Raw genomic sequence first — 22905 nt, forward strand, 5'->3', positions numbered from 1 at the left:
CAACAGTTTGCAACACAGCCTTTAGACTAAACAGGTAATGACATTTCGGTTTTTATGTACATACGGAATCAAAGCAACAATTATTAATACAACACCTCAATATTATTACAAATCAGTTTGAAAAGCGAGACATTACCGACAATTTATTGCGCAAAATAAAATTTATCACCTTTGGGAATTATCAACAGGTCAATGCGCTCAGTTTGTAGGATTTTCTCGAAATATTTAGCGATATATCTTTGCATACCCGACAAGATTCGCCCCCCTGCAAATGTATAATGGTAAAAAATACCATTACATTGTAGATTAGCTGTAAAGCGGGGGATGGGGCTTGTGGGAAGAGCCGACTGTGTATCCCTTTCGCCGGGAACGGGTGCCCGATTCTAAAAAAGCGAGTAAGCAAGAGCGCAAAACGAAAAAGGTAGGCTCCTCAAAGGGGAGAACACAAGGAAATGCGGTCCGAAGTTTTGCTGCTATGGTGTCGCTAGCACGTTCGGTACAACAAGTGTACCACCGGGTCGGAGGGGTTACTCTTGGCGTACATAAACAATTACAAAAAGTTCTGGCAGAATTAAAAGAGCCGACACAGTGGGTTTGGTGGATAGTCTTCTTTTTATTGGCACGAGGGACCTTGCTTGGGGGATTGGCTGTAGCCGCACCGGCTGCTCTAGCAGTGATCGCCGCACGAAGGCCGGAGCGTCTGAACTGGAGTTTGTCAGCGGCCTTCGCCGGATGGCTTAGTTTGCGGGCATCTTGGTCCTATCCCTTAGGAATACCGGATGATCCGTTAGGTCTTCATCCGATCGCCCAACTGACGGCATGGATGGTCGCCGCTATGGGGTCGGTAGCTTTGATCCGCAAGCGTCAGTGGCCCCCAGTAGTCTTAGCGGGACTGACGGCAGCATCCCTATGGACGGTGGAAGGTTTCACGATGGCTTGGTTGACACCGTCCCTTTACGGGGGCATTCTAGTTGCCTTTGAAGGCCTCTTTGCGGCAGTAGCGACGATCATCTTCTCTACGGTGGAAAAAGCGATGCAAGGGAAGGCCGGCGATAGGCTAAATCAGGAAGAACTGACCTGTATCACCGTGATGGGACTGTTGATCCTCTTAGGCATTCCACTAGAACCCATATATGGGCTTTCCCTTCAAACGATTGCAGCGAATATCATTTTGTTGTTCAGCGCGTACCTCTTTGGAGCAGGTGGCGGAGCCGTCGGAGGCATTGCCGTAGGTTTGCTGCCTTCTTTGACTTCATTCGGGGCTCCGTCATCAATGGCGCTCTTTGCGTTGTCCGGTTTGTTAGCGGGAGTCTTTCGACCGTGGGCCAAGCCGGGCGTTCTTGGCGGTTTCTTTTTAGGGCATCTGCTGTTGTCTATCTATATGGGTGGCAGCCGGGAAGTACACCAAGCCTTATTCGAAGCGACTGTAGCAGGAACAGTGCTCTTTTTCTGGCCTGTATCATGGCTCCAGGTGCTTCGCAGGCGGATAACGAAGAGAGACGCCGCGGCGAACGCTGCGTTAGAGTTGGAAAACAATCGAAAAAAGTTGGCCGGAAAATTGGAAGAGATGGGCCGCATGTTTGGACAATTGGCGGTTACTTTTGACGAAGTATCGCAGCCGGTTTCTCCGAATCCGGAAAAAATGCGAGAACCCTTATACGGAGCCATCGAAGAGCGGGTATGCAAACTCTGTTCCAGTTATGGCTTGTGTTGGGAGCGCGATGCCGAACGTACACGGCAGTACTTGGAGGAACTCTTTAATCATATCGAGGAAAAAGGAATGGTCTCTTCCAAAGAGTTGACGCCGCAACTGGCTCGCCGCTGTGCTCGCCTGGGGGAACTTGCTGCAGCCATTTCCAGCTTGTTGGAGAGCATCGCCATAGATCGGTATTGGCGGCGTCGCCTGCAGGAGGGAAGAGGTCTTGTAGGCGCTCAGTTCCGTGGGCTTGCCGGTTGGATGGCTTCTTTAGTCAGAGAACTGGAGTCGACCCGGTCACCAGAAAAGATCATCGAACATCTGAGCAAGGCGCTACAGGAACGCGGGTTTCGCTTAAACAAGGCGAACATTTTTGACGAAGACGAAGATTGGCAACTTGATGTGGAAGGTCCTGGCTGTTCCGGCAGCTGGCCTTGCGCCGAGTACGCTGCGGCGATAGTAGCAGACATGCTAGGGAAGCCTATCATGGTGGGAAAGACCGACTGCCACTCGACCGCTGCCTGCTATTTTGGTTTATTTCCTGCACAGCCCTACCGTTTAAACGTGGCTGTCGCTCAGACACCCCGATACGGCAGTGCCGTCGCTGGCGATAGCACTGGCTATTGGGATGGACCGGGAGGACGAAAGGTAGTCGCCTTGAGCGACGGTTCCGGCGTAGGTCCGCGAGCAGCGAGAGAAAGCGCTTCCACCCTCTCCATGCTGGAACATCTCTGTAGGGTGGGCATCTTCCCGGGGGAAGCGTTGCATTCAGTAAACTCGCTCGTTGCTCTGGCTACAGAAGAGGAATCTTTTGCGACGGTGGATATGGCCGTCATTGATGTATCCACGGCCGAGGCGGAGATTTTCAAACTCGGAGCTTCACCCAGTTACTTAAAGCGAGGACAGCGAGTGCAAATTGTACAAAACTCCTCGTTGCCTCTGGGTATACTGAAGAACCTAGAAGTAGAATCGATCAACCTTTCGCTGTTGCCGGGAGATCGGCTGATTTTAGTGAGCGACGGTATCTTTGACGCTCGCCGTGAGCTAAATTCACAAGATTGGCTGATTCCGCTGTTGGAACAGTTGACCTTAGATGATGCCAAGGAACTCGCCCAGCGGATTTTGCAAGAAGCCCTGCAGCACAATGACGGCAAAGCCAAAGACGATGCCACCGTTGTCGTCATCGACCTACAGGGCCGAAGAGGCTCCTTCGAAGGAAGCGGTAAAACCGTTTGACGGTGGCAAATTCAGGAGAAGCTACGGGATAGGTGAAATTCGCCAAGGCGGGCAGGGAAAGGTAAGATTGATGTAGAAATGATGAAGCTAAGCGTAAAGTTCGCGGTGAGACAGGGTGAACCATTTGCTACAGCGATTTTCTCAATCCCTTTGCCGGCTTGGGATCAATAAGCCTAGAGAAAGAATCGTAATCGCCCTATCGGGCGGAGCCGATTCAGTCTGCTTGCTCCTGTTGTTCAAAAAAGTATCCCCTCAATTTGGCATTGAACTGGCTGCAGCCCACTATAACCACGGCATGCGAGGAAAAGAGTCTGATGAAGACGCCGCCTTTGTGGCTGAGCTTACCAACCGGCTGCAAGTGCCGCTGTTTTTAGAGACGGCGCCGTTAAAATGGTGGCAACAAGAACCGGGAACAAAGATGGAGGCGGCTCGCCGCCTGCGCTATGACTTCCTCTCTCGCTCGGCCGAGCAGGCAGGAGCCCGGTGGATTGCACTCGCCCACCATGCCGACGATATGGCTGAGACCGTGCTATTTCACATGCTTCGCGGCAGTGGAATTAAGGGGTTAAGTGGAATACCGGCGAAACGGGGACCCTTCGTACGCCCGCTGCTTCCTTTTCGACGGAAAGAGCTAGAAGAGTTCTTAAAGGCGGAAGGGCAACATTGGCGTCATGACAGCAGCAACGATTCTGATGTCTATACGCGAAATCGGATACGTCATCAGATCATGCCGGCGTTGCTGTCTTTTAATCCTAAGTTGGTAGAGACACTCTGTCGGAACGCCGATCTACTACGCGCTGATGCAGAATTCCTAGACAGGGAGTGTGAACTCGTCTACGGTCAGGTACAGCAGGAGGAAGGCCTGAAAGTTCAAGCGCTCGTCGACCTCCCCCTTGCCCTTCGACGGCGGGTCCTCCGTCGATTCCTCGAACCAGAAAACCCGGGTTCGGAAAAGACCGATGCGATTCTGGAGCAACTCCAAAAAAACTTCGGCCGAAGCAAAATCGTCGATCAGGTTGGGGGAAAGTACTTAATCAATGAGGGCGGTATTCTTCGGAGTTACGAAGAATTGCCCTGGCTGGAGAACCAAGACTTCTTTTATCCGATTGCTATCCCCAAGGAGAAGAATCATTCGGTACGGTTGGAGGTACCGGAAGCGGAAGGCAGTCTCGAAGTAACGCTCAGCACAAAGAAGCCTGTAAGTCTGATGCATGACGAGGGGCCGCCGTCCAAGCCGATGAAGACAGCCTTACAATTAAAAGCGGAGGTGCTCCAGCGGGGTCCGCTCTCGATTCGCAACCGTAGGCCGGGCGATTGGCTTTCCTTGGCGGGTCGAGCCGGAAGGAAGAAGCTCAAAGAGTTCTTTATTGACAAAAAAATCCCAAGGCAACTCCGTGACCGAATTCCCTTACTGACATCAGGAGAGGAGGTTCTTTGGGTAATCGGTTGCTGGACCGGTTGTCACGATACCATCGATCAACCGGGACAAGACGTGATAACGTTTCAATGGTATGGCAAAACTATTTGATATGCTGAACGATTCTATGCTAAAATGACTAGGAATGGCTGAAATTTCCCATTAACTCGCTGCCAGTTCGCCCGTAAAACTTAGAACTTTGCGGAGCGTGCCGGAACAGTGGGAGGAGGTTACACGTGAGCCGGATTGTCAAAAACCTGGCAATATATATCCTCATCGTTCTCTTGGCCATCTCCGTATTACGGGTGACCAAGACACCGGAACCTGCGCAGGAACCCATCTCGTACACTCAGTTTTATCAGTTGCTGGTGACGGATCAGATTAAAGAACTGAACGCAATCAGCGAACGGGACCGCACAGAGATTACCGGCGTGAAAAAAGACGGAAATCGATTTACCACCATTGGACCTGTTGATATCAAACGCATCACCGATATTGTGCTGGACAAACAGATTCCCTTTACCCAAAAGCCTGCTCCTGAGCCACCTTGGTGGACCGGATTATTCTCGACACTGCTCCCCATCCTGGTACTCGTCGGACTTTTCTTCTTCATGATGCAGCAGACCCAGGGCGGCGGCTCGCGGGTGATGCAGTTCGGTAAAAGCCGGGCGAAACTGCATACGGATGATAAGAAAAAGGTCACCTTCGAAGACGTGGCTGGTGCGGACGAAGTGAAGGAAGAGCTTCAGGAAGTCGTTGACTTTCTGAAACACCCGAAAAAATTTGTGGAGTTGGGAGCGAAGATCCCCAAAGGGGTATTGCTCTTTGGGCCTCCCGGAACCGGGAAAACCTTGCTGGCTCGCGCCGTCGCTGGTGAAGCCGGAGTTCCCTTCTTCAGCATCTCCGGTTCTGACTTTGTGGAAATGTTCGTCGGTGTTGGCGCATCACGGGTTCGCGATCTCTTCGAACAAGCGAAGAAGAACTCCCCCTGTATCGTCTTTATCGATGAAATCGACGCTGTCGGTCGTCAACGGGGCGCCGGCTTAGGCGGCGGTCACGATGAACGCGAACAGACCCTAAACCAACTGCTCGTTGAAATGGATGGCTTCTCCGCCAATGAGGGCATCATCATCATCGCAGCTACCAACCGCCCGGACATCCTCGATCCAGCGCTGTTGCGTCCCGGTCGATTTGACCGGCAGATCGTTGTCGATCGTCCGGACATTCGTGGACGGAAAGAGATCCTCGGAGTTCACGTCAAAGGCAAGCCCCTCGATGAAACGATCGACCTTGACGTATTGGCCCGCCGGACCCCCGGCTTTACAGGTGCTGACCTGGCCAACATGGTGAATGAAGCAGCACTGCTGGCCGCTCGCCGAGGCACGAAAAAAGTAGGCATGCACGAGATGGAAGATGCCATTGAACGGGTCATCGCCGGACCTGAGAAAAAGGCAAGGGTAATCAGCGAATTCGAGAAAAAACTGGTCAGTTATCACGAAGCTGGCCACGCTCTGGTAGGCGGTTTGTTGGAACATACCGATCCGGTTCACAAAATCTCGATCATTCCTCGAGGTCGGGCCGGCGGATATACCTTGTTGCTTCCCGAGGAAGATCGTCATTACATGACCAAGTCCCACCTGCTCGATCAGGTCACCATGCTTTTAGGCGGCCGTGTGGCAGAAGCGATTGTGCTGAAAGAGATCTCTACCGGCGCCTCGAACGACCTGGAACGGGCGACCGATCTGGTCCGTAAGATGATCACCGAATACGGCATGTCTGAAGAACTCGGTCCCTTGACCTTCGGACACAAGCAAGAACAAGTCTTCTTAGGTCGGGATTTGGCCCGTGATCGGAACTACTCCGAAGCGGTCGCCTTCTCTATCGACAAAGAAGCTCGCCGGATCATCGAAGAATGCTACGGCAAAGCCAAAAAGATTCTCGAATCCAATGCAGATAAACTGCACCTCATCGCTCAGACGCTGATGGACAAAGAAACCATCGAAGCATCGGAGTTTACGGAACTCATGAAAAAGGTATCCTAGCCCGATAACCGGGGGCTGGGGCCATACGGCTCATGCCCCTGGTTTTTTAATAGGGAATTCCAAGAATCTTGTGAAAAAGGGGAACAAGCAGAATGGAACGCACTTATCTGATGATCAAACCCGACGCAGTGCAGCGGGGCCTTATCGGCGAAATCGTAAGCCGTTTTGAGAAAAAAGGCTTCAAACTGGTCGCCATGAAGTTCCTCCGACTGACCAAAGAAATGGCTGAAAAACACTATGCCGAACACGTAGGAAAACCCTTCTTTGCCGGCCTTGTTGAATACATCATCTCCGGTCCGGTTGTGGCCATGTGCTGGGAAGGGAAAGATGTCGTCACTGTCTCCCGCGAAATGATGGGTGCGACCAATCCGGCGAAAGCTGCGCCCGGAACCATCCGTGGAACCTTCGCTGTCGACATTGGACGGAACGTCATCCATGGTTCTGATTCGCCCGAATCGGCTGAACGGGAATTGGCCATCTATTTCGATTCCTGCGAATTCGTAGAATGGGATCGGAGCGTCCAAGCCTGGATCGTCGAATAAGCCAATCCGTCTATATTGAAAGGACTCACTTACGTGGGTCCTTTTCCATTATGATTTAATGAAGTCCGACTATCGCAGGCTCTCCTGCCAGGAGTTTGTAGGGGAAAGCATTTATAATTAAATGGGCTCAGGTTTTTGCAAGAAAAAATAATATTATGCACAAATATAGCGATAACTACGTTTTATATACAGGTAAATTTTCGAGACGAATAGAAATAGTGAACACTATAACTTATTAAAGATGACTTTTTGCTTAGCAAATGGAATCTATTAAAAAGAAGGATTTGGTAGAGAAAACGTAGAAAAGATTCGTAAGAAATAGATACGGTGCATATGATGAATATAGAGGGCCTGTCTATTTCAAAAAACCTGAGAAAAACCTTTACAAATTGCGTACGAGTTCTATACTTAATGTTAAGATGCCACTTATTTAACTAGTTTGCCCAAGAGATTGACCTTTTCATCGCTGTTCGAATCAGGCTATAGTCGTCGCCGTCCAACATAGATATATGCGCAGAAAATCAAGGAGCGAATACATGAATAGATACTATCGCATCTGGCGGATTACCAGCATGTTCGTCGCGTTCTTTGTTCAAGTTTGGTGGTACAAAAAACAGGAAAGGCGAGTTGGCGAAGAAGCGATGGCGGAACGGTGGTCAAAGTTATATCACCGTATGGCCGCTCGTTTTTGCAATACAGCCACTGAACTGGGTGGATTGTTGATTAAAGCGGGGCAATTTTTTGCCACTCGCGTAGACGTCCTCCCGCCGGAAATCACCTCAGAGCTAGCGCAACTACAAGATGCGGTGCCCCCGGCACCGTTCGACCATATCGAGCGAACGATAGCCGAGGAACTGTCCCAACCGCTGGAGGCCATATTTACGTCATTTGAACGGACGGCTTTGGCAGCGGCTTCGCTGGGACAGGTACACCAAGCCACCTTACCTACCGGAGAGAAAGTTGCCGTCAAAGTACTTCGGCCCCATATCCATGAGATCATTCATGCTGACTTTGAAGCGATTCAGTTGACCATGCTCTTGGCCAAAATCTTTACCGATTTGCCGAAACAAATGGACATGGATGCGATCTTCCGGGAGATGCAGCAAACCTTTTCGAACGAATTGGATTATCGTCTTGAGGCAGCCCATTCGGAGAGGTTTAAAAAGAGCTTGGCCGTATTTGAAAAGATCTATGTCCCCAACATCTACCGGCAGTACTCCACGAAAAGCATCTTAACGATGGAGTTTATCGACGGTCGCAAGGTCGATGACTACGCGTTCATCGAGGAAAACGGCATTGACCGCAAAGAATTAGGCCATCTGCTCATTCGGTCCTATCTTCATCAAGTGGTAAACGACGGATTCTTTCACGCAGACCCTCACCAAGGCAACATCTATGTGAAAGCCGATGGAACCATGGTCTTCCTTGATTTCGGAATGGTCGGAGAAATCCGGCCTATGATGAAAGAAAACCTCAAAAATCTCCTTTTCGCTCTGGTAGAACGGGATAGTGAAAAGATGGTCGAAGCGATGGGCAACCTCGGCTTCCTCCGTCCACATGCCAATGTCAACCTCGTTCGTCGGGCGATGCAATTTTTCCTCGATCATCACTCATCGGAGCAGATGAAGGAAATGGAGCGAACGAAGAATCTCGGTCCCCTGGGATCGGAGATTCGGGAATTTATCTATCAACAACCGATGCAGATTCCAGCCCATCTGATTTTTCTCGGCCGAGCCATACTAACAGTAACGGGTGTGGCCTTCGGACTCGACCCGCAAATGGATGCTCAAGTGGCTGCGCCGTACATCAAAAAACTGATGGATGACACTGACGGCGGCCTTGCCAACATGGTGCTCAAACGAGCGAAAAGCTTCGGCAGTACTGTCCTGTCATTGCCAACGCTGCTGGCGCGCACACTAAAAAAAGCCGACCTGGGTGATTTGCACGTCAAGGTCGACAATTTAGGAGACATCACGCGAGCCATTATGTTCCAGTCGCGATTGGCGAATCGCTTAGTATTAGCTCTCCTATTAGCGACATCGATCATCTGCGGGACGATCCTTTACACTCAGCAATTTATCCAGGAAGCCAAGGGTGCTGCCTCGATCGCAGCACTGCTGGCCATACTTCTCTTATGGCATTCTCGCCAACGCCCCCGGGATTCTAGCCAACCTTTTCACCGCAATGGCCCATTTTGATCAAAATTTGCAATAAAGGAGGTGAGCGCCAATGACGGAAGCTCATGAACAGAACGGACAAACCTGCGATCAGGAACACAAAAAATCCTGTGGTTCCTGGGAGTTTTCTTTCAAAGAAACGGAAGATGGATTTACCATCAACATCAAAGGTGACAAAGAGCGATTGCGGGCCAAGCGGGAAGCTATTGAAGCATTTAAGGAGTTTCAAAGCAAAGCGAAAAAAGCTGGTTTTTATCCTCCCTTTTTACACTTCTTCGCTCAATATGATCGAGATCGTCGCTAACCGGGGAATTGGAATTGTATATTATTTTTTATCGAAAACGAGGAGCAGTCGACTCCTCGTTTTTATTTTTCTTGACATAATAAGTGGAGATGTGTACTGCTATAAGAGGGGGGCATGAAAATGAATATCCTCGTAACCGGAGGAACCGGATATATCGGCAAGGCTCTCGTAGAGTCGCTAGCCGACGCAGGCCATCAGATCTGGGTGACGACACGGAATAAGGGTGAGGCCGCAATGACGAAAAAATCGATCTTGTCGGTCCCTATACCACCCTCGCATGAACGGTATCCAGAGGACTTTTTAGAGAACATCGATATAGTCGTAAATCTTGCCGGGGAAAATATCGGCGGAAGCCGATGGACTGCCGATGTAAAAAAGCGAATTATCGACAGCCGACTACAAGTAACCGGACAAATCATAGAAAGCTGCCGCCACAACCGAAAGGCGAAAAGATCCTATCCGAAGGTGCTAATTAATGCTTCGGCTGTAGGATTTTACGGTGTTCATGAACAAGCTACATTTACCGAAGCCGACGGACCGGGAGAAGGATTCCTGGCGGAGGTATGTAAAGAATGGGAGAATGAGGCTAGAAGGGGGACCCATGAAGGAATCCGAGTAGTCATTCTGCGTTTTGGCGTAGTGCTCGCTGCCGGCGGCGGGATGCTCCAGAAGATGGGAAAGCCTTTCCAATGGGGTGTCGGAGGTGTTGTCGGTGAAGGAAACCAGTGGATCTCATGGGTGCACCGAGATGATGTGATCCAGGTGATCGAGCGGGCGATCACTGACGAAAGGATGCAAGGTCCCTATAACCTGTGCAGTCCGAATCCTGTAACTATGCAGGAGATGACTCGAGTCTTAGCCGAAGCCATCCGCAAGCCGGCTTGGACGAATATGCCGTCATGGGCGGCTCGCCTCGTCTTTGGCGAGATGGCCGACGAAATGCTCTTACAAGGGCAACGAGTGATTCCGGCAAATCTAGAAAAGTTAGGTTACGCATTTAAGTATGCGAGACTGGAAGAAGCACTCAGAGCGATATATTCAACCGTTGCGGTTCAGAAGTAACTTGAGTTATGACCATTACCTACAGAGAAGTGTGAGCAAATCGTGGGTAACTCGAATTTAGTCACAGCTAAAATTTAATCACAGCTAAACCACGATTACTCACATCTGCACACCCTTTATGCACATGCTAACCACGGATACCCACAAGTTATACACAAAACGGTGCCGGATAGAGGTTGAAACAGAAGACGCGCTCACACATATCCACAACTTATCCACAAACTTATGCACGGATTATTCATCACGTCCGTTTCACCTTCGATTTCTTGGAATAAAAAAGAGGGTGAATCACATACACCAAAGAATGCGAAAGGGAAGGTGGATCTCATGGAAAAGGTGAAAGTGGGTCTACAAGGTCACAAAGAAGAACTGGTTACCGTTCAAAACACCGCCGTCAAGTATGGTTCTGGGGGAGTTCAAGTCTATGCGACTCCAGCCATGATCGGTCTCATGGAAGGGGCTGCCGTTGCCGCCGTCGACCCCCTGCTGCCAGAAGGCATGGGGACAGTCGGCGTTTCCATCCAGTCGAGCCATATTGCGGCGACACCGGTTGGCATGAAAATAAGGGCCGAAGCCGAACTCATCGAGGTGGACGGAAAAAAACTGACCTTTAAAGTCGCTGCCTACGACGAAGTCGAAAAAATTGGCGAAGGCATACATCACCGCTACATCATTCAAGTGGAACGGTTTATGGCCAAGAACTTTGCCAAAAGCAAGAAGTAAAACGGCAGAATTAGCAAGGAAGGGAAAACAAGGGCGATAGTCGAATAGTAAGCCAACAGAATAGCCAACAGAAGAGCTAACAGACCGAATACTGAGGAGGGTACCCGGTGAAAACGGACATCCAAATCGCCCAAGAAGCCACGATGGATCCTATCACAGATATCGCCCATGCCCTGGGAATTCCTGATGATGAGATTGAATTGTACGGCCGATACAAAGCTAAAATCTCCTTAAAAGCCTTTGACCGCTTGGATGCACAGGCGGACGGAAAACTGATTCTGGTGACAGCCATCAATCCCACCCCGGCGGGGGAAGGTAAGACGACGACGACCGTGGGTCTCGGCGATGCTTTACACCGGCTGGGGAAAAAGGTGGTCATCGCTTTACGGGAGCCATCCCTCGGTCCCAGCTTTGGCGTAAAGGGCGGTGCTGCCGGCGGTGGATACGCGCAGATCGTTCCCATGGAAGACATCAACCTCCACTTTACCGGTGATTTTCATGCCATCACATCGGCCCACAACCTGCTGGCGGCAATGCTCGATAACAGCATCCAGCAGGGCAACCCCCTTAACATAGACCCTCGTCAAGTCGTTTTCCGCCGAGTCGTCGACCTCAATGACCGGGCACTCCGGAACACCATCATCGGTCTAGGCGGTAAGGCCGACGGGGTTCCGCGCCAGTCGGGCTTCGACATCACCGTCGCCTCGGAGCTCATGGCCATCCTCTGCTTATCCAAGAATCTCATGGATTTGAAAGCCCGCTGCGCCAAGATCGTTGTGGCCTATACTTACGACGGACGACCGGTCACAGCGGCAGACTTGGAAGCCCAAGGTTCCATGGCCGTCCTCATGAAGGATGCCATCAAGCCGAACCTGGTGCAGACGCTGGAACATACGCCAGCCTTTGTCCACGGTGGCCCCTTTGCCAACATCGCCCATGGTTGCAACTCCGTCATCGCCACTCGATTGGCCTTGAAATTAGGCGACTACTGCGTCACCGAAGCCGGATTTGGCGCCGACCTGGGCGCAGAAAAGTTCTATAACCTCAAATGCCGTTTTGCCGGACTCAAACCGGCTTGTACGGTCATCGTCGCCACCGTCCGGGCACTTAAGTCCCATGGCGGCGTTCCAAAAACAGAACTGAACCAGGAAAACCTCGAAGCCCTAGCCAAGGGTTTTGGCAACCTGGAAAAGCATATCGAAAACGTGGCCAAGTTCGGTGTACCGGCTGTCGTAGCCATCAACGCTTTCCCGACTGATACGACAGCGGAATTAGACTACGTCTACGCCCGCTGTCGGGAAATGGGCGTCGACGTGGCCCTATCGGAAGTCTGGGCCAAAGGCGGAGAAGGCGGTATTGAACTAGCGGAAAAAGTCGTCGCCGCCATCGAAAACAAGCCATCCCGCTTTCAGGTCCTCTACGACACGGAGCTCCCCATCAAAGAGAAAATCGCCACCATCGTGAGGGAAGTCTATGGCGGCAATGATGTCACCTTTTCTGCGGAAGCAGAAAAACATATTCAGACCTTCACCGACCTCGGCTATGGACATCTGCCGATCTGTATGGCGAAAACCCAGTATTCCCTCTCCGATGATATGACGAAAATCGGCCGTCCCGCAGGCTTTACCGTAGCCGTGAGGGAAGTTCGCCTCTCTGCTGGTGCCGGATTCCTCGTGGCGATCACCGGGGCCATCATGACCATGCCGGGATTGCCGAAACGTCCCGCTGCTTGTTCCATCGATATCGACGAAAACGGAAAAATCGTCGGCTTGTTTTAAGCGGCAGAACAATCCCCGGATGGGAATTTCCCTGTCCGGGGATTTCTAATGGACTTAACGATTTTTCCCACAAAAAGATCCATGGGAGGGTGTACGCTGAACAGGGTTCGACGCATCTTGGAACAACCACTCTTTCTGAAATGCCTGGAACAAAACGCAGCCTGCGAAAAGGACCGCTTATTTTGCCGCCACGATCTCACCCACCTGCTCGATGTGGCCCGAATCGCCTACATCCTCGCTTTGGAATCTCCTGATGAGTATCGGCAGTTCGCCCAGGCCTTGCATCGGAGGAACGCCGCCGCCGATGCTGGGAATCTCGGAGTCAGCGAAACCGTGACCGACGAAAAGGCAGAGGCAGATACAAATATAAGGATCGACGATCAGATCAAGGAAAAGACCAAAGAAGTGATCTACAGCGCGGCCCTGCTCCATGACATGGGCAAGTGGAAACAGTATGAGACCGGGGAAGACCATGCCAAGGTCGGTGCAGAGCTCTGCAAACCCCTACTAAAAGACTGTGGATTCAACGACATGGAAATTGACCTGATCGCCGAGGCCATTCGCCATCACCGGAAAAAAGAACGAAAAATGAGCCCCACCTTTTTGGGACAAATCCTCGCGCGAGCAGACGGATACTCCCGGCTCTGCTGCCGCTGTGAACAAACGAGCGAATGTAACTGGAAGAAAAAGCAGGAAACGTTGATTTACTAAGTAGGTGACATGGATGGGACCTGTACAGGTGCTGGAGATTCAAGATAAAAAGGAACTGGCAGCATATATCGCGGCTACGGGCTGCGATCCGGCCGGAACGGCGATCATGACGGCAAAAGGCTCCTACCGAGTCTTGCGGGTCACTGGTGTATCCGCCAAAGGAGCCAACCTGTTGAAGCAGGAGATGCTCGCCCGGGGGGGAGACTGCGCCGTTCACCGCTTGACCTGCGTCCTCGATATCGACAAGACTGATGTGATCCTCATGGGGACGGATCGCCAATACGGAGATCTTTGCCGAAAACTACAAATCCAACCCTTTGGCCTGAAAAAATTGGGCCAAGAGATTTTGGCCACCCTGGAGAAGGTAGAACGAAGACAATCGTACCGACTCGACTGCCGGGGTAAATCGCTGCCCATCGGGGAACGTACCTTGATCATGGGTATCTTAAACCTTACACCAGATAGTTTTTCCGACGGCGGTTCCTACCCGACCGTCCGGGAGGCCCTTCGTCGAGTGGAGGAAATGGTCCAAGAAGGAGCCGACATCATCGATATCGGTGCCGAATCGACTCGTCCCGGCCACAGGGCTCTGACCGCCGAAGAAGAGATGGAACGGCTGCTGCCCTTTTTGCGGGAAATCGTCCCTCATTGCCCAGTGCCCATTTCAGTAGATACCTATAAAGCCGCCACAGCGAAGCAAGCCCTTGAAGCTGGGGCGCACATCCTCAACGACATCTGGGGATTGCAACGAGATCCTGAAATGGCTGCCGTCGCTGCCGCCTATAGTGCGCCTGTCATCGTGATGCATAACCAAGAGGGGACCGATTATAACGATCTGATGGGGGACATGCTTACTTTTTTACAAGGGAGCATCGACCGGGCAAGAGAAGCCGGTGTGCCCCAAGAAGCGATCATCATCGATCCGGGAATTGGCTTTGGCAAGACCTACGACCATAACCTGGAAGTGATGCACCGTCTCGGAGAACTGAAAGTGCTCGGCCAGCCGATCCTGCTGGGCACTTCGAGAAAATCCATCATCGCTAAAACGCTCAATCTGCCTGTCGATGAGCGCCTTGAAGGCACCCTCGCCACGACTGCCTTAGGCATCGCCAAGGGTGTCGATATCGTCCGCGTCCACGACGTCTTAGCCAATGCGAGGACAGCCAAGATGACTGATGCGATGGTCCGCTTACCCTTGAAAAGGGAGTAGACGTTAGGGGGCGAAAGAAGATGAAAGAGCACGAGTGCAAAGAACTGCCGTTGACAGCTGATCGCATCCTGCTCGAAGGCATGACCTTTTACGGCTATCATGGCGCCCTGCCGGAGGAAACGGTGCTCGGGCAACCCTTTCAGGTCGACCTAGAACTCCATGTGGACCTCACGCGGGCAGGCAAGTGGGACAAGGTGGAGGAGTCCGTTCACTACGGTGAGGTCTATGAAGAAGTCAAGCGAATCCTAGAGGGCCCGCCAAAAGCCTCGATTGAAGCTGTGGCGAACAGTATCATCGAAGCCGTCTACGGGCGCTTTTCCAAGGTGCAAGGCATCCGAGTCCGTGTCCAAAAGCCGAAAGCCCCGGTCCCTGGCATCTTCCGCTCCATGACTGTGGAAATGTTTCGACCGGCACCGACGCCTTGTTTTATCGGACTGGGCAGCAATATGGGCAATAAAGCCGATCACCTCACACAGGCGTTGCGGATGCTGGCCCAGGTGCCCGGCCTCGCCGTGGTGGAGCACTCCTCCTGGTACCTATCGAAACCAGTCGGCTTTACGGATCAAGATGATTTCATGAATGGCGTCGCCCGTGTCCTCAGCTGGTTGACGCCACAGGAGCTGCTGCGAGTTTTACTGGAGACGGAAAAGGAACTGGGCCGGGAGCGGACCTTGCGCTGGGGCCCGCGGACGATAGATCTGGATTTGCTCCTTTACGGTGACCAAGTCGTTCGTAGGGATGACTTGATCGTGCCCCATGAACGGATGTACGAGCGGGCCTTTGTCCTCCTGCCGCTGGCAGAGATCGCTCCCGACTACGTTCATTTAGACGGTATGACCACCCGCCAGCATGTGAGCCGTCTGAACGATTCCAGCGATGTGATCTTGCATGTGCCGAAAAGCTCCGTTACAATATAAAGTGCTGAATTTTGTAGGAAGGCTGTATTCCAATCTCGATGGAAGCGGTACTTTCAAGACAGCAAAGCAAAAATGCTATCCATTTCACCGCTTGGAGCCCCCTGGGACCGAGACGGAAGGAATATCGGAAGCAGGTCAACAACGTCTAAGAAATTCGGCATGGACAGCATCGCAGTTCAGTGTCGATTGTGATGACGATAGACTCGACCTCCTTCTTCCTCACCGTTTCCTCAAGGGAAAAACGGCGGAAGAAGGAGGTTTTCCCATATATGCGCCTTATCAGCAGTGTCAACGAAATGATGGCCTGGGCAAAAGAACAGCGCCGGGTCGGTCATACCATTGGTCTCGTTCCCACCATGGGCTACCTCCATGAAGGGCACCTGACCCTCATGCGTCGGGCCAAAGAAAACTGCGAAAAAGTCGTTGTGAGCATCTTTGTCAACCCTCTTCAGTTCGGTGCCGGGGAAGACTATGAAGAATACCCTCGCGATCTCACCCGGGACAGCCAATTGGCTGATTCCGCTGGAGTGGACGTCATTTTCGCACCAGCTGTGAAAGATATGTACCCCAAAGGCTACTCCAGCTTTGTCGAAGTGGAGCAGGTCAGCGATCACCTCTGTGGCGCCGCTCGTCCCGGTCACTTTCGCGGCGTGACGACCGTCGTCTCGAAGCTCTTTAACATCGTTCGGCCTGACATCGCCTTTTTCGGCCAAAAAGACGCCCAACAGCTCGCTATCATCCGGCGGATGGTGGAAGACCTGAACATGGGCATCGCCATCGTCGGCGTCCCCATCGTCCGTGAAGCCGACGGACTGGCCCTCTCCTCACGGAACGTATACCTCTCCCCAGAGGAACGCAAAGCCGCCCTCGTCTTGTCGCAGTCCTTGAAAAAGGCGAAAGAGCTCATCGCAGAGGGCGAAGGAGAGGCGGAACGGATCCGCCAGGAGATCATCAAAGTCATCGAAGCGGAACCGCTCGCCAATATCGACTATGTGCAAATCGTGGACAACCGTTTCATCCAGCCGGTGGAGCGCCTCGAAGGCGAATGTCTCATCGCCCTAGCCGTGCGGTTTGGCAAGACTCGACTCATCGACAACCTGGTCATGGAGGTGTCACCGAATGATTCGCATGATGCATAAATCGAAAATTCACCGGGCCACCGTCACGGAGGCCAACTTGAATTATGTCGGTTCCATCACCATCGACGAAGACCTGATGGATGCCGCCGACATCCTGGAGAATGAAAAGATCCAGGTCGTGAATAATAACAATGGCGCCCGTTTTGAGACGTACGTCATCACCGGTAAACGAGGATCCGGCATGATCTGCTTAAACGGTGCGGCGGCCCGGCTCGTCCAACCGGGCGACAAGGTCATCTTGATCACTTATGGCATGTACACCGATGAAGAAGCTCGCCGGCACAAGCCGACGGTCGTTTTCGTCGGCGATGACAACCGGATCATCCACCAGACGACCGTAGAAAAAGCCCGGACCACGGGGCCGACCGACCTTTCTTGACAATAAAAAGCTCCCTGGGCTAGAATAATCATATATTTTTGCCTGCCTCGCAAAATTTTTTTCGGCAGGCCGGGGAATGGAAAGGGGTAGGCACTTGAGTCCTCGACCGATGGACCCGGAGAAGTTCGCGTCCTTATCCGATACACTGACAAAACTGAAAAAAGAACGCAATGCAGTAATATTAGGACACGTGTACCAGCGGCCCGAAATTCAAGAAGTGGCCGATTATGTCGGCGACTCATTGCAGCTAGCCCAGCAGGCCGCCAAAACCGACGCGGACGTGATCGTCTTCTGCGGTGTTCACTTTATGGCGGAAAGCGCAGCCATTTTATCGCCCGATAAAATCGTCCTGCTTCCGGAAGAGAACGCCGGTTGTCCCATGGCTGACATGGTGACGGCAGAAGCGCTGCGCAAACGCAAAGCGGAGATCCCCGGCGTTCAAGTCGTCGCCTATGTCAACTCCTCGGCCGATGTAAAGGCCGAATGCGATATATGTTGTACCTCTTCCAATGCCCTCAAGGTCGTCCAATCGCTCCCGCAAGACCGACCCATCCTCTTTATCCCTGATAAGAACCTGGGACACTGGGTCGCTCAGCAAACAGGTCGCAAGGATATCATACTCTGGGAGGGCTATTGCAACACCCATGATCGTCTCACCGCGGCCGACATCGACAAGGCCAAAGCGGAACACCCCGAAGCTGAAGTGATCGTTCACCCGGAGTGTCAACCGGAAGTGGTGGCGAAAGCCGACTTTGTCGCTTCGACGACGGGCCTCATCAATTACGCTGTCAATTCACCGAAAGACTCCTTCATCATCGGCACGGAAGAAGGCGTGCTGCATCCGCTTCGCAAAAAAGCGCCCCAGAAAAATTACTACTTGGCGACGCGCCAACTGATCTGCCCCAACATGAAAGCGACCAGCTTGGAAAAGGTGGTTTGGTCCCTCCAGGAAATGCGCCCCCGCATCACCGTTGATCCGGTCATCCGGGAAAAAGCGCTGGCGTCCTTAGAGAGAATGTTGGCGATCGTCTAGGCGCCCTCCGCAACGAAACGTTATAGAATCGCAGAAGTGAGAGCAGCCACCGGCGTACTGCCGGCGGCTGTTTCCGCATTAAGGAGGATTTGCCGTGTTCCGGCGCTATCTAGTCCCCTTCGACATCACCCGCCTGCCGGAGATCGAGACCGACTTTTTGATTGTAGGCAGTGGGATAGCCGGCCTCTATACGGCGCTGAAAGCCGTCGAATACGGCCGGGTCACCTTGTTGACCAAGCGTAAAATCGAAGACTCTAACACGGGACAGGCCCAAGGCGGGATTGCTGCTGCTATTGACCGCAGTGACTCGCCATCGCTGCATTTGCAAGATACCTTGGAAGCCGGCGCAGGACTGAACGACGTGATGGCCGTGGAAGTGCTCGTCAGCGAAGGCCCGACACGGGTCGAGGAACTGATTCGAATGGGTACGCAGTTTGACACCATCGAAGGGGAATTGGCCCTGACCCGCGAAGGCGCACACTCACGGCGCCGTATCCTCCATGCCAGCGGCGACGCAACCGGTGAAGAAATCCGTCGCAGCCTCTGGGAGCAGTGCCAGGTACACCAGGAAATCGAAATCCATGAAGATACCCATGTCATCGATGTCCTGCTGAACCAAGACCGTCACTGCATGGGCCTGTTGGCCTGGAACTCCAGCCAAGGCTTACATATCTATCGGGGCAAGTTGACCGTGCTGGCTACCGGTGGAAACGGCCAACTGTACAAATACTCGACTAACCCGGAAGTGACGACTGGCGACGGCATCGCTGCGGCCTACCGGGCCGGTGCCGAAATCATGGATCTGGAATTTGTCCAGTTTCACCCGACGGCGCTTACGAAAGCAGGCTGGCCGACATTTCTCATCTCCGAAGCGGTTCGCGGAGAAGGAGCCAAGCTATATAACAGCCGTGGCGAGCGGTTCATGCCTCGTTACCACCAACTGGCTGAGTTGGCCCCGCGGAATGTGGTCGCCCTGGCGATTTGGAAAGAGATGGCCGAGACCGGCGCTCCTTCCGTCTTTCTCGACGTGAGCCACATGAAAGAAGACAGCTTTGCCAAGCGTTTTCCTTGGATCTCCAGGACCTGCCTCTCCTACGGCATTCAAGTTCCTCAGGAACGCATCCCCGTAGCACCGGCAGCCCACTACCTCATGGGCGGGATCCGCACCGATCTCTGGGGCCAAACGAATATCCCTCGCTTATATGCTTGCGGTGAGGCCGCCTGTAACGGTGTTCACGGCGCCAACCGCCTCGCCTCGAACTCCCTCCTCGAAGGGCTCGTCTTCGGTGCCCGCATCGTGGAAGGAGGACTGCACTGGCTGGGCAAACGTTTAAACCGGCAGATCTATCACGGCCCCTGGGGCAAAAACAACCTCTACGACCGCCTTCCCGATGGGGAAGCACCGGAAAAGGCCGATCTGGTCGCGGCGAAAGTTCAGCAGATCATGTGGGAAAAAGTCGGTCTCTGGCGCTCTGCCGACGGCTTACGGTCCGCCCTGGAAGCCCTCGATGGGATCGACGGAACCGTTGCCCGGCAAAGCACAGTCACTCGGGCCGTGGAAGCGGCCAATATGCACTTGCTGGCCCAACTGACAGCCAAAGCCGCACAGACGCGCAGCGAAAGCCGTGGCGGCCACTACCGCGTCGATTATCCGGAAAGCCGCTTGCAGTGGCTGCGGCACATCATCATGTCCGTATAAACAAGCGCAGTTAGAGAGGGTGGTACGATGGAACTGTTCGATCCGGAAATTCGCGAACTCGTTACCCGGGCGCTGCGGGAGGATATTGGCAACGGTGACCTGACGACGATGAATCTGGTTCCCGCTGACGCCTACACGCGGGGGATCATCCATGCCAAAGAAGCCGGTGTGATCGCCGGACTTCCGATAGCCCAAAGGGTTTTTGAGACCGTCGATCCGAGCTTGCGTTTTGAGGCCATGGTCGAAGAGGGAGACAAGGTGGAAAAAGGGACCGTCATCGCCGAAGTCTTCGGCAGCGCCCGTTCGGTGCTGATCGGCGAACGAGTCGCTTTAAACTTTCTGCAGCGCTTGTCCGGAATCGCGACCAAAACGGCTCGTTGCGTCGAGCAAGTCGCCTATTATCAAGCTCGCATCGTCGATACTCGCAAAACCACACCGGGCCTTCGCGCCGTGGAAAAATATGCTGTCCGCATCGGCGGCGGCAAAAATCACCGCTTCGGCCTCTTTGACGGCGTGCTGATCAAAGACAACCACATCAAGATGGCTGGAAGCATCACCCAAGCGGTCAGCCAAGCCCGGCAGGCCGTTCCCCATACCGTCAAGATCGAAGTGGAAGTGGAAGACTTAGCCGGTGTCGCCGAAGCCCTAGAAGCGAAGGCTGACATCATCATGCTCGATAACATGGTGCCCGATGTGATGAAAGAAGCGGTACGCATGATCGGCGGAAATGCCTTGGTGGAAGCCTCAGGGGGCGTATCGGAAGAAAGCCTGGTGGAGATCGCGAAGACGGGAGTGCACTTGATCTCCATGGGATCGCTGACCCATAGCATCAAGTCTTTGGATATCAGCCTAGACGTGGAAGAGATTAAGCGGGGGAGCGCCGATGCCACGTAAAGCCATATTGGCAGCCTTAAAAGAAGCGGACGGTTATCTCTCCGGAGAAGATTTAAGCCGTACCTTGGGGATGAGCCGATCGGCCGTCTGGAAACATATCGTCGCTCTCCGTCAGGAAGGCTACGAGATCCAAGCGCATACCCGGCTCGGGTACAAACTGGAGCGGGCCAGCGCCTTTCTCATCCCTGCCGAAGTGGAACCGCGGCTGGAGACGGAACGCCTTGGCCGCAACTATCATTTTCATACGAGCCTGCCTTCGAGCAATATAACCGCCAAGGAACTGGCCCGGCAAGGCGCCCCGGAGGGGACCGTGGTGCTGACGGAGGAACAGACGGCTGGTCGAGGACGCTTGGGCCGCGGTTGGTATTCTCCGCCCGGTCTAGGCATCTACATGTCCCTCATCTTGCGTCCTCGCATTCCCTTAGGACAGACGCCCCAGGTGACGCTGCTCGCTTCGGTGGCCCTCTGTAAAGCCTTAGAGGCAGTCACACCGGTTCGGCCCCAGATCAAGTGGCCCAATGACATCCTCGTGAACGGAAAAAAACTCTGCGGGATCTTAACGGAACTGAACGCGGAGATGGAAGCCGTCAATTATCTCGTCGTCGGCATCGGGATCAACCTAAACCAACAGCCGGCCGACTTCCCCGGTGACGTGGCCAACGTCGCCACATCGGCGGCCATCGCCGGTGGTGAACCGGTGGACCGGATTCGATTCCTGACTACATTGCTCAGCTTCTTCGAAGCTGACTACGATCACTGGCTGCAAAAGGGCTTCAGCCAGCTACGGGAAGAGTGGCTGGCCCGGGCGGCAGGCATAGGGACGACGGTACGGATCATCTCTGGAAAGCAGGAGTGGTTAGGTCAGGCGGAAGGCATCGACACGGACGGTGCCCTGCTGGTTCGCAACGAAGATGGGGAACTGCAACGCCTGATCAGCGGCGAAGTGAGCCTCCGGCCGGAAGGAGGTCACGGTTATGATTTTGGCCGTTGATGTGGGGAACAGTGACATCGTGTTGGGAGTCTTTCAACTGGAGCCGCAACCAGAGTTGAAGTTTCACTGGAAACTATCGACCGATCGCAACCGCACATCCGACGAATATGCCATCTTGATCCGCAACCTTTTTCGCTTTGACGGCGTCGATCCGAAGGCTGTCAAAGCGATTGTCATATCTTCGGTCGTGCCGCCGCTCATGCCCACATTGGAGCGGATGAGCCGGGCTTATTTCGGACTCACCCCTATGATTATCGGTCCCGGGACGAAAACGGGGATGCCGGTGATCATGGAAAACCCGAAAGAAATCGGTGCCGACCTGATCGTGAACGCTGTCGCTGCTTTTGAACGCTATGGCGGACCGCTGATCATCGTCGATTTCGGCACGGCGACGACCTGTTCGGCCATCTCTGCAAAAGGGGAGTACATCGGCGGCGCCATCGCCCCTGGCGTAGTCGTATCGGCAGAAGCGCTTTTTGCCCGGGCGGCGAAACTGCCCCGGATCGAACTCGTAAAACCGCCGCGGGTGATCGCAAAAAACACTGTCACAGGCATGCAGGCCGGGATTATCTACGGTTTTGCCGGACAAGTGGACGGAATCGTGACACAGATGAAGAAGGAACTCGGCGAGGAAACCCGGGTGATCGCGACCGGCGAAATGGCCGAGCTCATCGCATCAGAGACAAAGACGATCAATCTGGTCGACCAGTGGCTTACGCTGGAAGGGCTGCGGATTATTTATCAAAAATCACGGGCAAATTGATAAGGTGACAACAGCTTATTCTTACATTGTGGTAAATCGGGGTGTAATGACGCCGTTCGCTAAAGGGCTCCGTGGCTGTTCGCTTAGTTGCGTAGCGGGCGCGCCAAACCTCTGGGCTTTTCTGCATGTGAACCGTGGCGCGCTTATCCGCTATGCAACCTGTGCTCACAACGCCACTTTGCCCAAAACGCT

The 22905-nt window shown here is 53.2% G+C and carries 19 protein-coding genes; all 19 read left to right on the plus strand.

From position 1 onward, the window contains the following. Positions 1-331 precede the first annotated feature (331 nt). The 19 genes from GJ688_RS05805 (at position 332) to GJ688_RS05895 (ending at position 22713) form a co-directional block, all read left to right on the plus strand. Positions 332-2932: a SpoIIE family protein phosphatase gene (locus GJ688_RS05805; protein ID WP_155475600.1), complete on the plus strand. Its 2601-nt coding sequence runs from the start codon at positions 332-334 to the stop codon at positions 2930-2932. Between the two features lie 115 nt (positions 2933-3047). Further along, positions 3048-4460, plus strand: coding sequence for a tRNA lysidine(34) synthetase TilS (gene tilS, locus GJ688_RS05810; RefSeq protein WP_155475601.1), 1413 nt, complete (start codon positions 3048-3050; stop codon positions 4458-4460). A 125-nt stretch (positions 4461-4585) separates the two neighbouring features. After that, the gene (ftsH, locus tag GJ688_RS05815; protein WP_170291711.1) at positions 4586-6391 is read left to right on the plus strand and encodes an ATP-dependent zinc metalloprotease FtsH; all 1806 of its coding nucleotides are present in this window, start codon (positions 4586-4588) and stop codon (positions 6389-6391) included. Between the two features lie 92 nt (positions 6392-6483). Further along, positions 6484-6933, plus strand: a complete 450-nt coding sequence (ndk, locus tag GJ688_RS05820) for a nucleoside-diphosphate kinase (RefSeq protein ID WP_155475602.1) — start codon at positions 6484-6486, stop codon at positions 6931-6933. A 536-nt stretch (positions 6934-7469) separates the two neighbouring features. Continuing rightward, positions 7470-9131: an ABC1 kinase family protein gene (locus GJ688_RS05825; protein WP_170291712.1), complete on the plus strand. Its 1662-nt coding sequence runs from the start codon at positions 7470-7472 to the stop codon at positions 9129-9131. 31 nt (positions 9132-9162) lie between these two features. Further along, entirely contained in the window at positions 9163-9414 is a 252-nt protein-coding gene (locus GJ688_RS05830) for a hypothetical protein (RefSeq protein WP_155475604.1), read from the plus strand. A gap of 120 nt (positions 9415-9534) precedes the next feature. Continuing rightward, positions 9535-10476 (plus strand): TIGR01777 family oxidoreductase, encoded by a 942-nt coding sequence (locus GJ688_RS05835; protein WP_170291713.1) that lies wholly within the window; start codon positions 9535-9537, stop codon positions 10474-10476. Positions 10477-10803: 327 nt separating this feature from the next. Then, positions 10804-11199 (plus strand): thioesterase family protein, encoded by a 396-nt coding sequence (locus GJ688_RS05840; protein ID WP_155475606.1) that lies wholly within the window; start codon positions 10804-10806, stop codon positions 11197-11199. A gap of 107 nt (positions 11200-11306) precedes the next feature. After that, the gene (locus GJ688_RS05845) at positions 11307-12977 is read left to right on the plus strand and encodes a formate--tetrahydrofolate ligase (protein ID WP_170291714.1); all 1671 of its coding nucleotides are present in this window, start codon (positions 11307-11309) and stop codon (positions 12975-12977) included. A 48-nt stretch (positions 12978-13025) separates the two neighbouring features. Continuing rightward, positions 13026-13688 (plus strand): HD domain-containing protein, encoded by a 663-nt coding sequence (locus tag GJ688_RS05850; RefSeq protein ID WP_155475607.1) that lies wholly within the window; start codon positions 13026-13028, stop codon positions 13686-13688. Positions 13689-13701: 13 nt separating this feature from the next. Beyond that, positions 13702-14898, plus strand: a complete 1197-nt coding sequence (gene folP / locus GJ688_RS05855; protein WP_155475649.1) for a dihydropteroate synthase — start codon at positions 13702-13704, stop codon at positions 14896-14898. Between the two features lie 20 nt (positions 14899-14918). Further along, entirely contained in the window at positions 14919-15815 is an 897-nt protein-coding gene (gene folK / locus GJ688_RS05860) for a 2-amino-4-hydroxy-6-hydroxymethyldihydropteridine diphosphokinase (protein WP_155475608.1), read from the plus strand. Positions 15816-16084: 269 nt separating this feature from the next. Then, positions 16085-16954, plus strand: a complete 870-nt coding sequence (gene panC / locus GJ688_RS05865) for a pantoate--beta-alanine ligase (RefSeq protein ID WP_155475609.1) — start codon at positions 16085-16087, stop codon at positions 16952-16954. Next, positions 16935-17333: an aspartate 1-decarboxylase gene (gene panD, locus GJ688_RS05870; RefSeq protein WP_155475610.1), complete on the plus strand. Its 399-nt coding sequence runs from the start codon at positions 16935-16937 to the stop codon at positions 17331-17333. The genes panC and panD overlap by 20 nt, the downstream gene beginning before the upstream one ends. A gap of 109 nt (positions 17334-17442) precedes the next feature. After that, positions 17443-18366 (plus strand): quinolinate synthase NadA, encoded by a 924-nt coding sequence (nadA, locus tag GJ688_RS05875; RefSeq protein ID WP_155475650.1) that lies wholly within the window; start codon positions 17443-17445, stop codon positions 18364-18366. 94 nt (positions 18367-18460) lie between these two features. Continuing rightward, complete coding sequence (gene nadB / locus GJ688_RS05880) at positions 18461-20065, plus strand: L-aspartate oxidase (RefSeq protein WP_170291715.1); 1605 nt, start codon at positions 18461-18463, stop codon at positions 20063-20065. A 27-nt stretch (positions 20066-20092) separates the two neighbouring features. Further along, positions 20093-20959, plus strand: a complete 867-nt coding sequence (gene nadC / locus GJ688_RS05885) for a carboxylating nicotinate-nucleotide diphosphorylase (RefSeq protein ID WP_155475611.1) — start codon at positions 20093-20095, stop codon at positions 20957-20959. Beyond that, on the plus strand, positions 20949-21950 hold the full coding sequence (locus tag GJ688_RS05890; RefSeq protein ID WP_155475612.1) for a biotin--[acetyl-CoA-carboxylase] ligase: 1002 nt from the start codon (positions 20949-20951) through the stop codon (positions 21948-21950). The genes nadC and GJ688_RS05890 overlap by 11 nt, the downstream gene beginning before the upstream one ends. Beyond that, the gene (locus tag GJ688_RS05895; RefSeq protein ID WP_155475613.1) at positions 21934-22713 is read left to right on the plus strand and encodes a type III pantothenate kinase; all 780 of its coding nucleotides are present in this window, start codon (positions 21934-21936) and stop codon (positions 22711-22713) included. Before GJ688_RS05890 ends, GJ688_RS05895 begins: the two co-directional genes overlap by 17 nt. The last annotated feature ends 192 nt before the right edge of the window (positions 22714-22905 follow it).

It is taken from the genome of Heliobacterium mobile (assembly GCF_009720735.1).
GTDB lineage: Bacteria > Bacillota > Desulfitobacteriia > Heliobacteriales > Heliobacteriaceae > Heliobacterium > Heliobacterium mobile.

Bases quoted from the DNA above. Each gene is read 5' to 3' on its own strand.
- ndk (WP_155475602.1), top strand. From the start codon at position 6,484: ATGGAACGCACTTATCTGATGATCAAACCCGACGCAGTGCAGCGGGGC.
- GJ688_RS05825 (WP_170291712.1), top strand. From the start codon at position 7,470: ATGAATAGATACTATCGCATCTGGCGGATTACCAGCATGTTCGTCGCG.
- GJ688_RS05830 (WP_155475604.1), top strand. From the start codon at position 9,163: ATGACGGAAGCTCATGAACAGAACGGACAAACCTGCGATCAGGAACAC.
- GJ688_RS05835 (WP_170291713.1), top strand. From the start codon at position 9,535: ATGAATATCCTCGTAACCGGAGGAACCGGATATATCGGCAAGGCTCTC.
- GJ688_RS05840 (WP_155475606.1), top strand. From the start codon at position 10,804: ATGGAAAAGGTGAAAGTGGGTCTACAAGGTCACAAAGAAGAACTGGTT.
- GJ688_RS05850 (WP_155475607.1), top strand. From the start codon at position 13,026: ATGGACTTAACGATTTTTCCCACAAAAAGATCCATGGGAGGGTGTACG.
- folP (WP_155475649.1), top strand. From the start codon at position 13,702: ATGGGACCTGTACAGGTGCTGGAGATTCAAGATAAAAAGGAACTGGCA.
- folK (WP_155475608.1), top strand. From the start codon at position 14,919: ATGAAAGAGCACGAGTGCAAAGAACTGCCGTTGACAGCTGATCGCATC.
- panC (WP_155475609.1), top strand. From the start codon at position 16,085: ATGCGCCTTATCAGCAGTGTCAACGAAATGATGGCCTGGGCAAAAGAA.
- panD (WP_155475610.1), top strand. From the start codon at position 16,935: ATGATTCGCATGATGCATAAATCGAAAATTCACCGGGCCACCGTCACG.
- nadA (WP_155475650.1), top strand. From the start codon at position 17,443: ATGGACCCGGAGAAGTTCGCGTCCTTATCCGATACACTGACAAAACTG.
- nadC (WP_155475611.1), top strand. From the start codon at position 20,093: ATGGAACTGTTCGATCCGGAAATTCGCGAACTCGTTACCCGGGCGCTG.
- GJ688_RS05890 (WP_155475612.1), top strand. From the start codon at position 20,949: ATGCCACGTAAAGCCATATTGGCAGCCTTAAAAGAAGCGGACGGTTAT.
- GJ688_RS05895 (WP_155475613.1), top strand. From the start codon at position 21,934: ATGATTTTGGCCGTTGATGTGGGGAACAGTGACATCGTGTTGGGAGTC.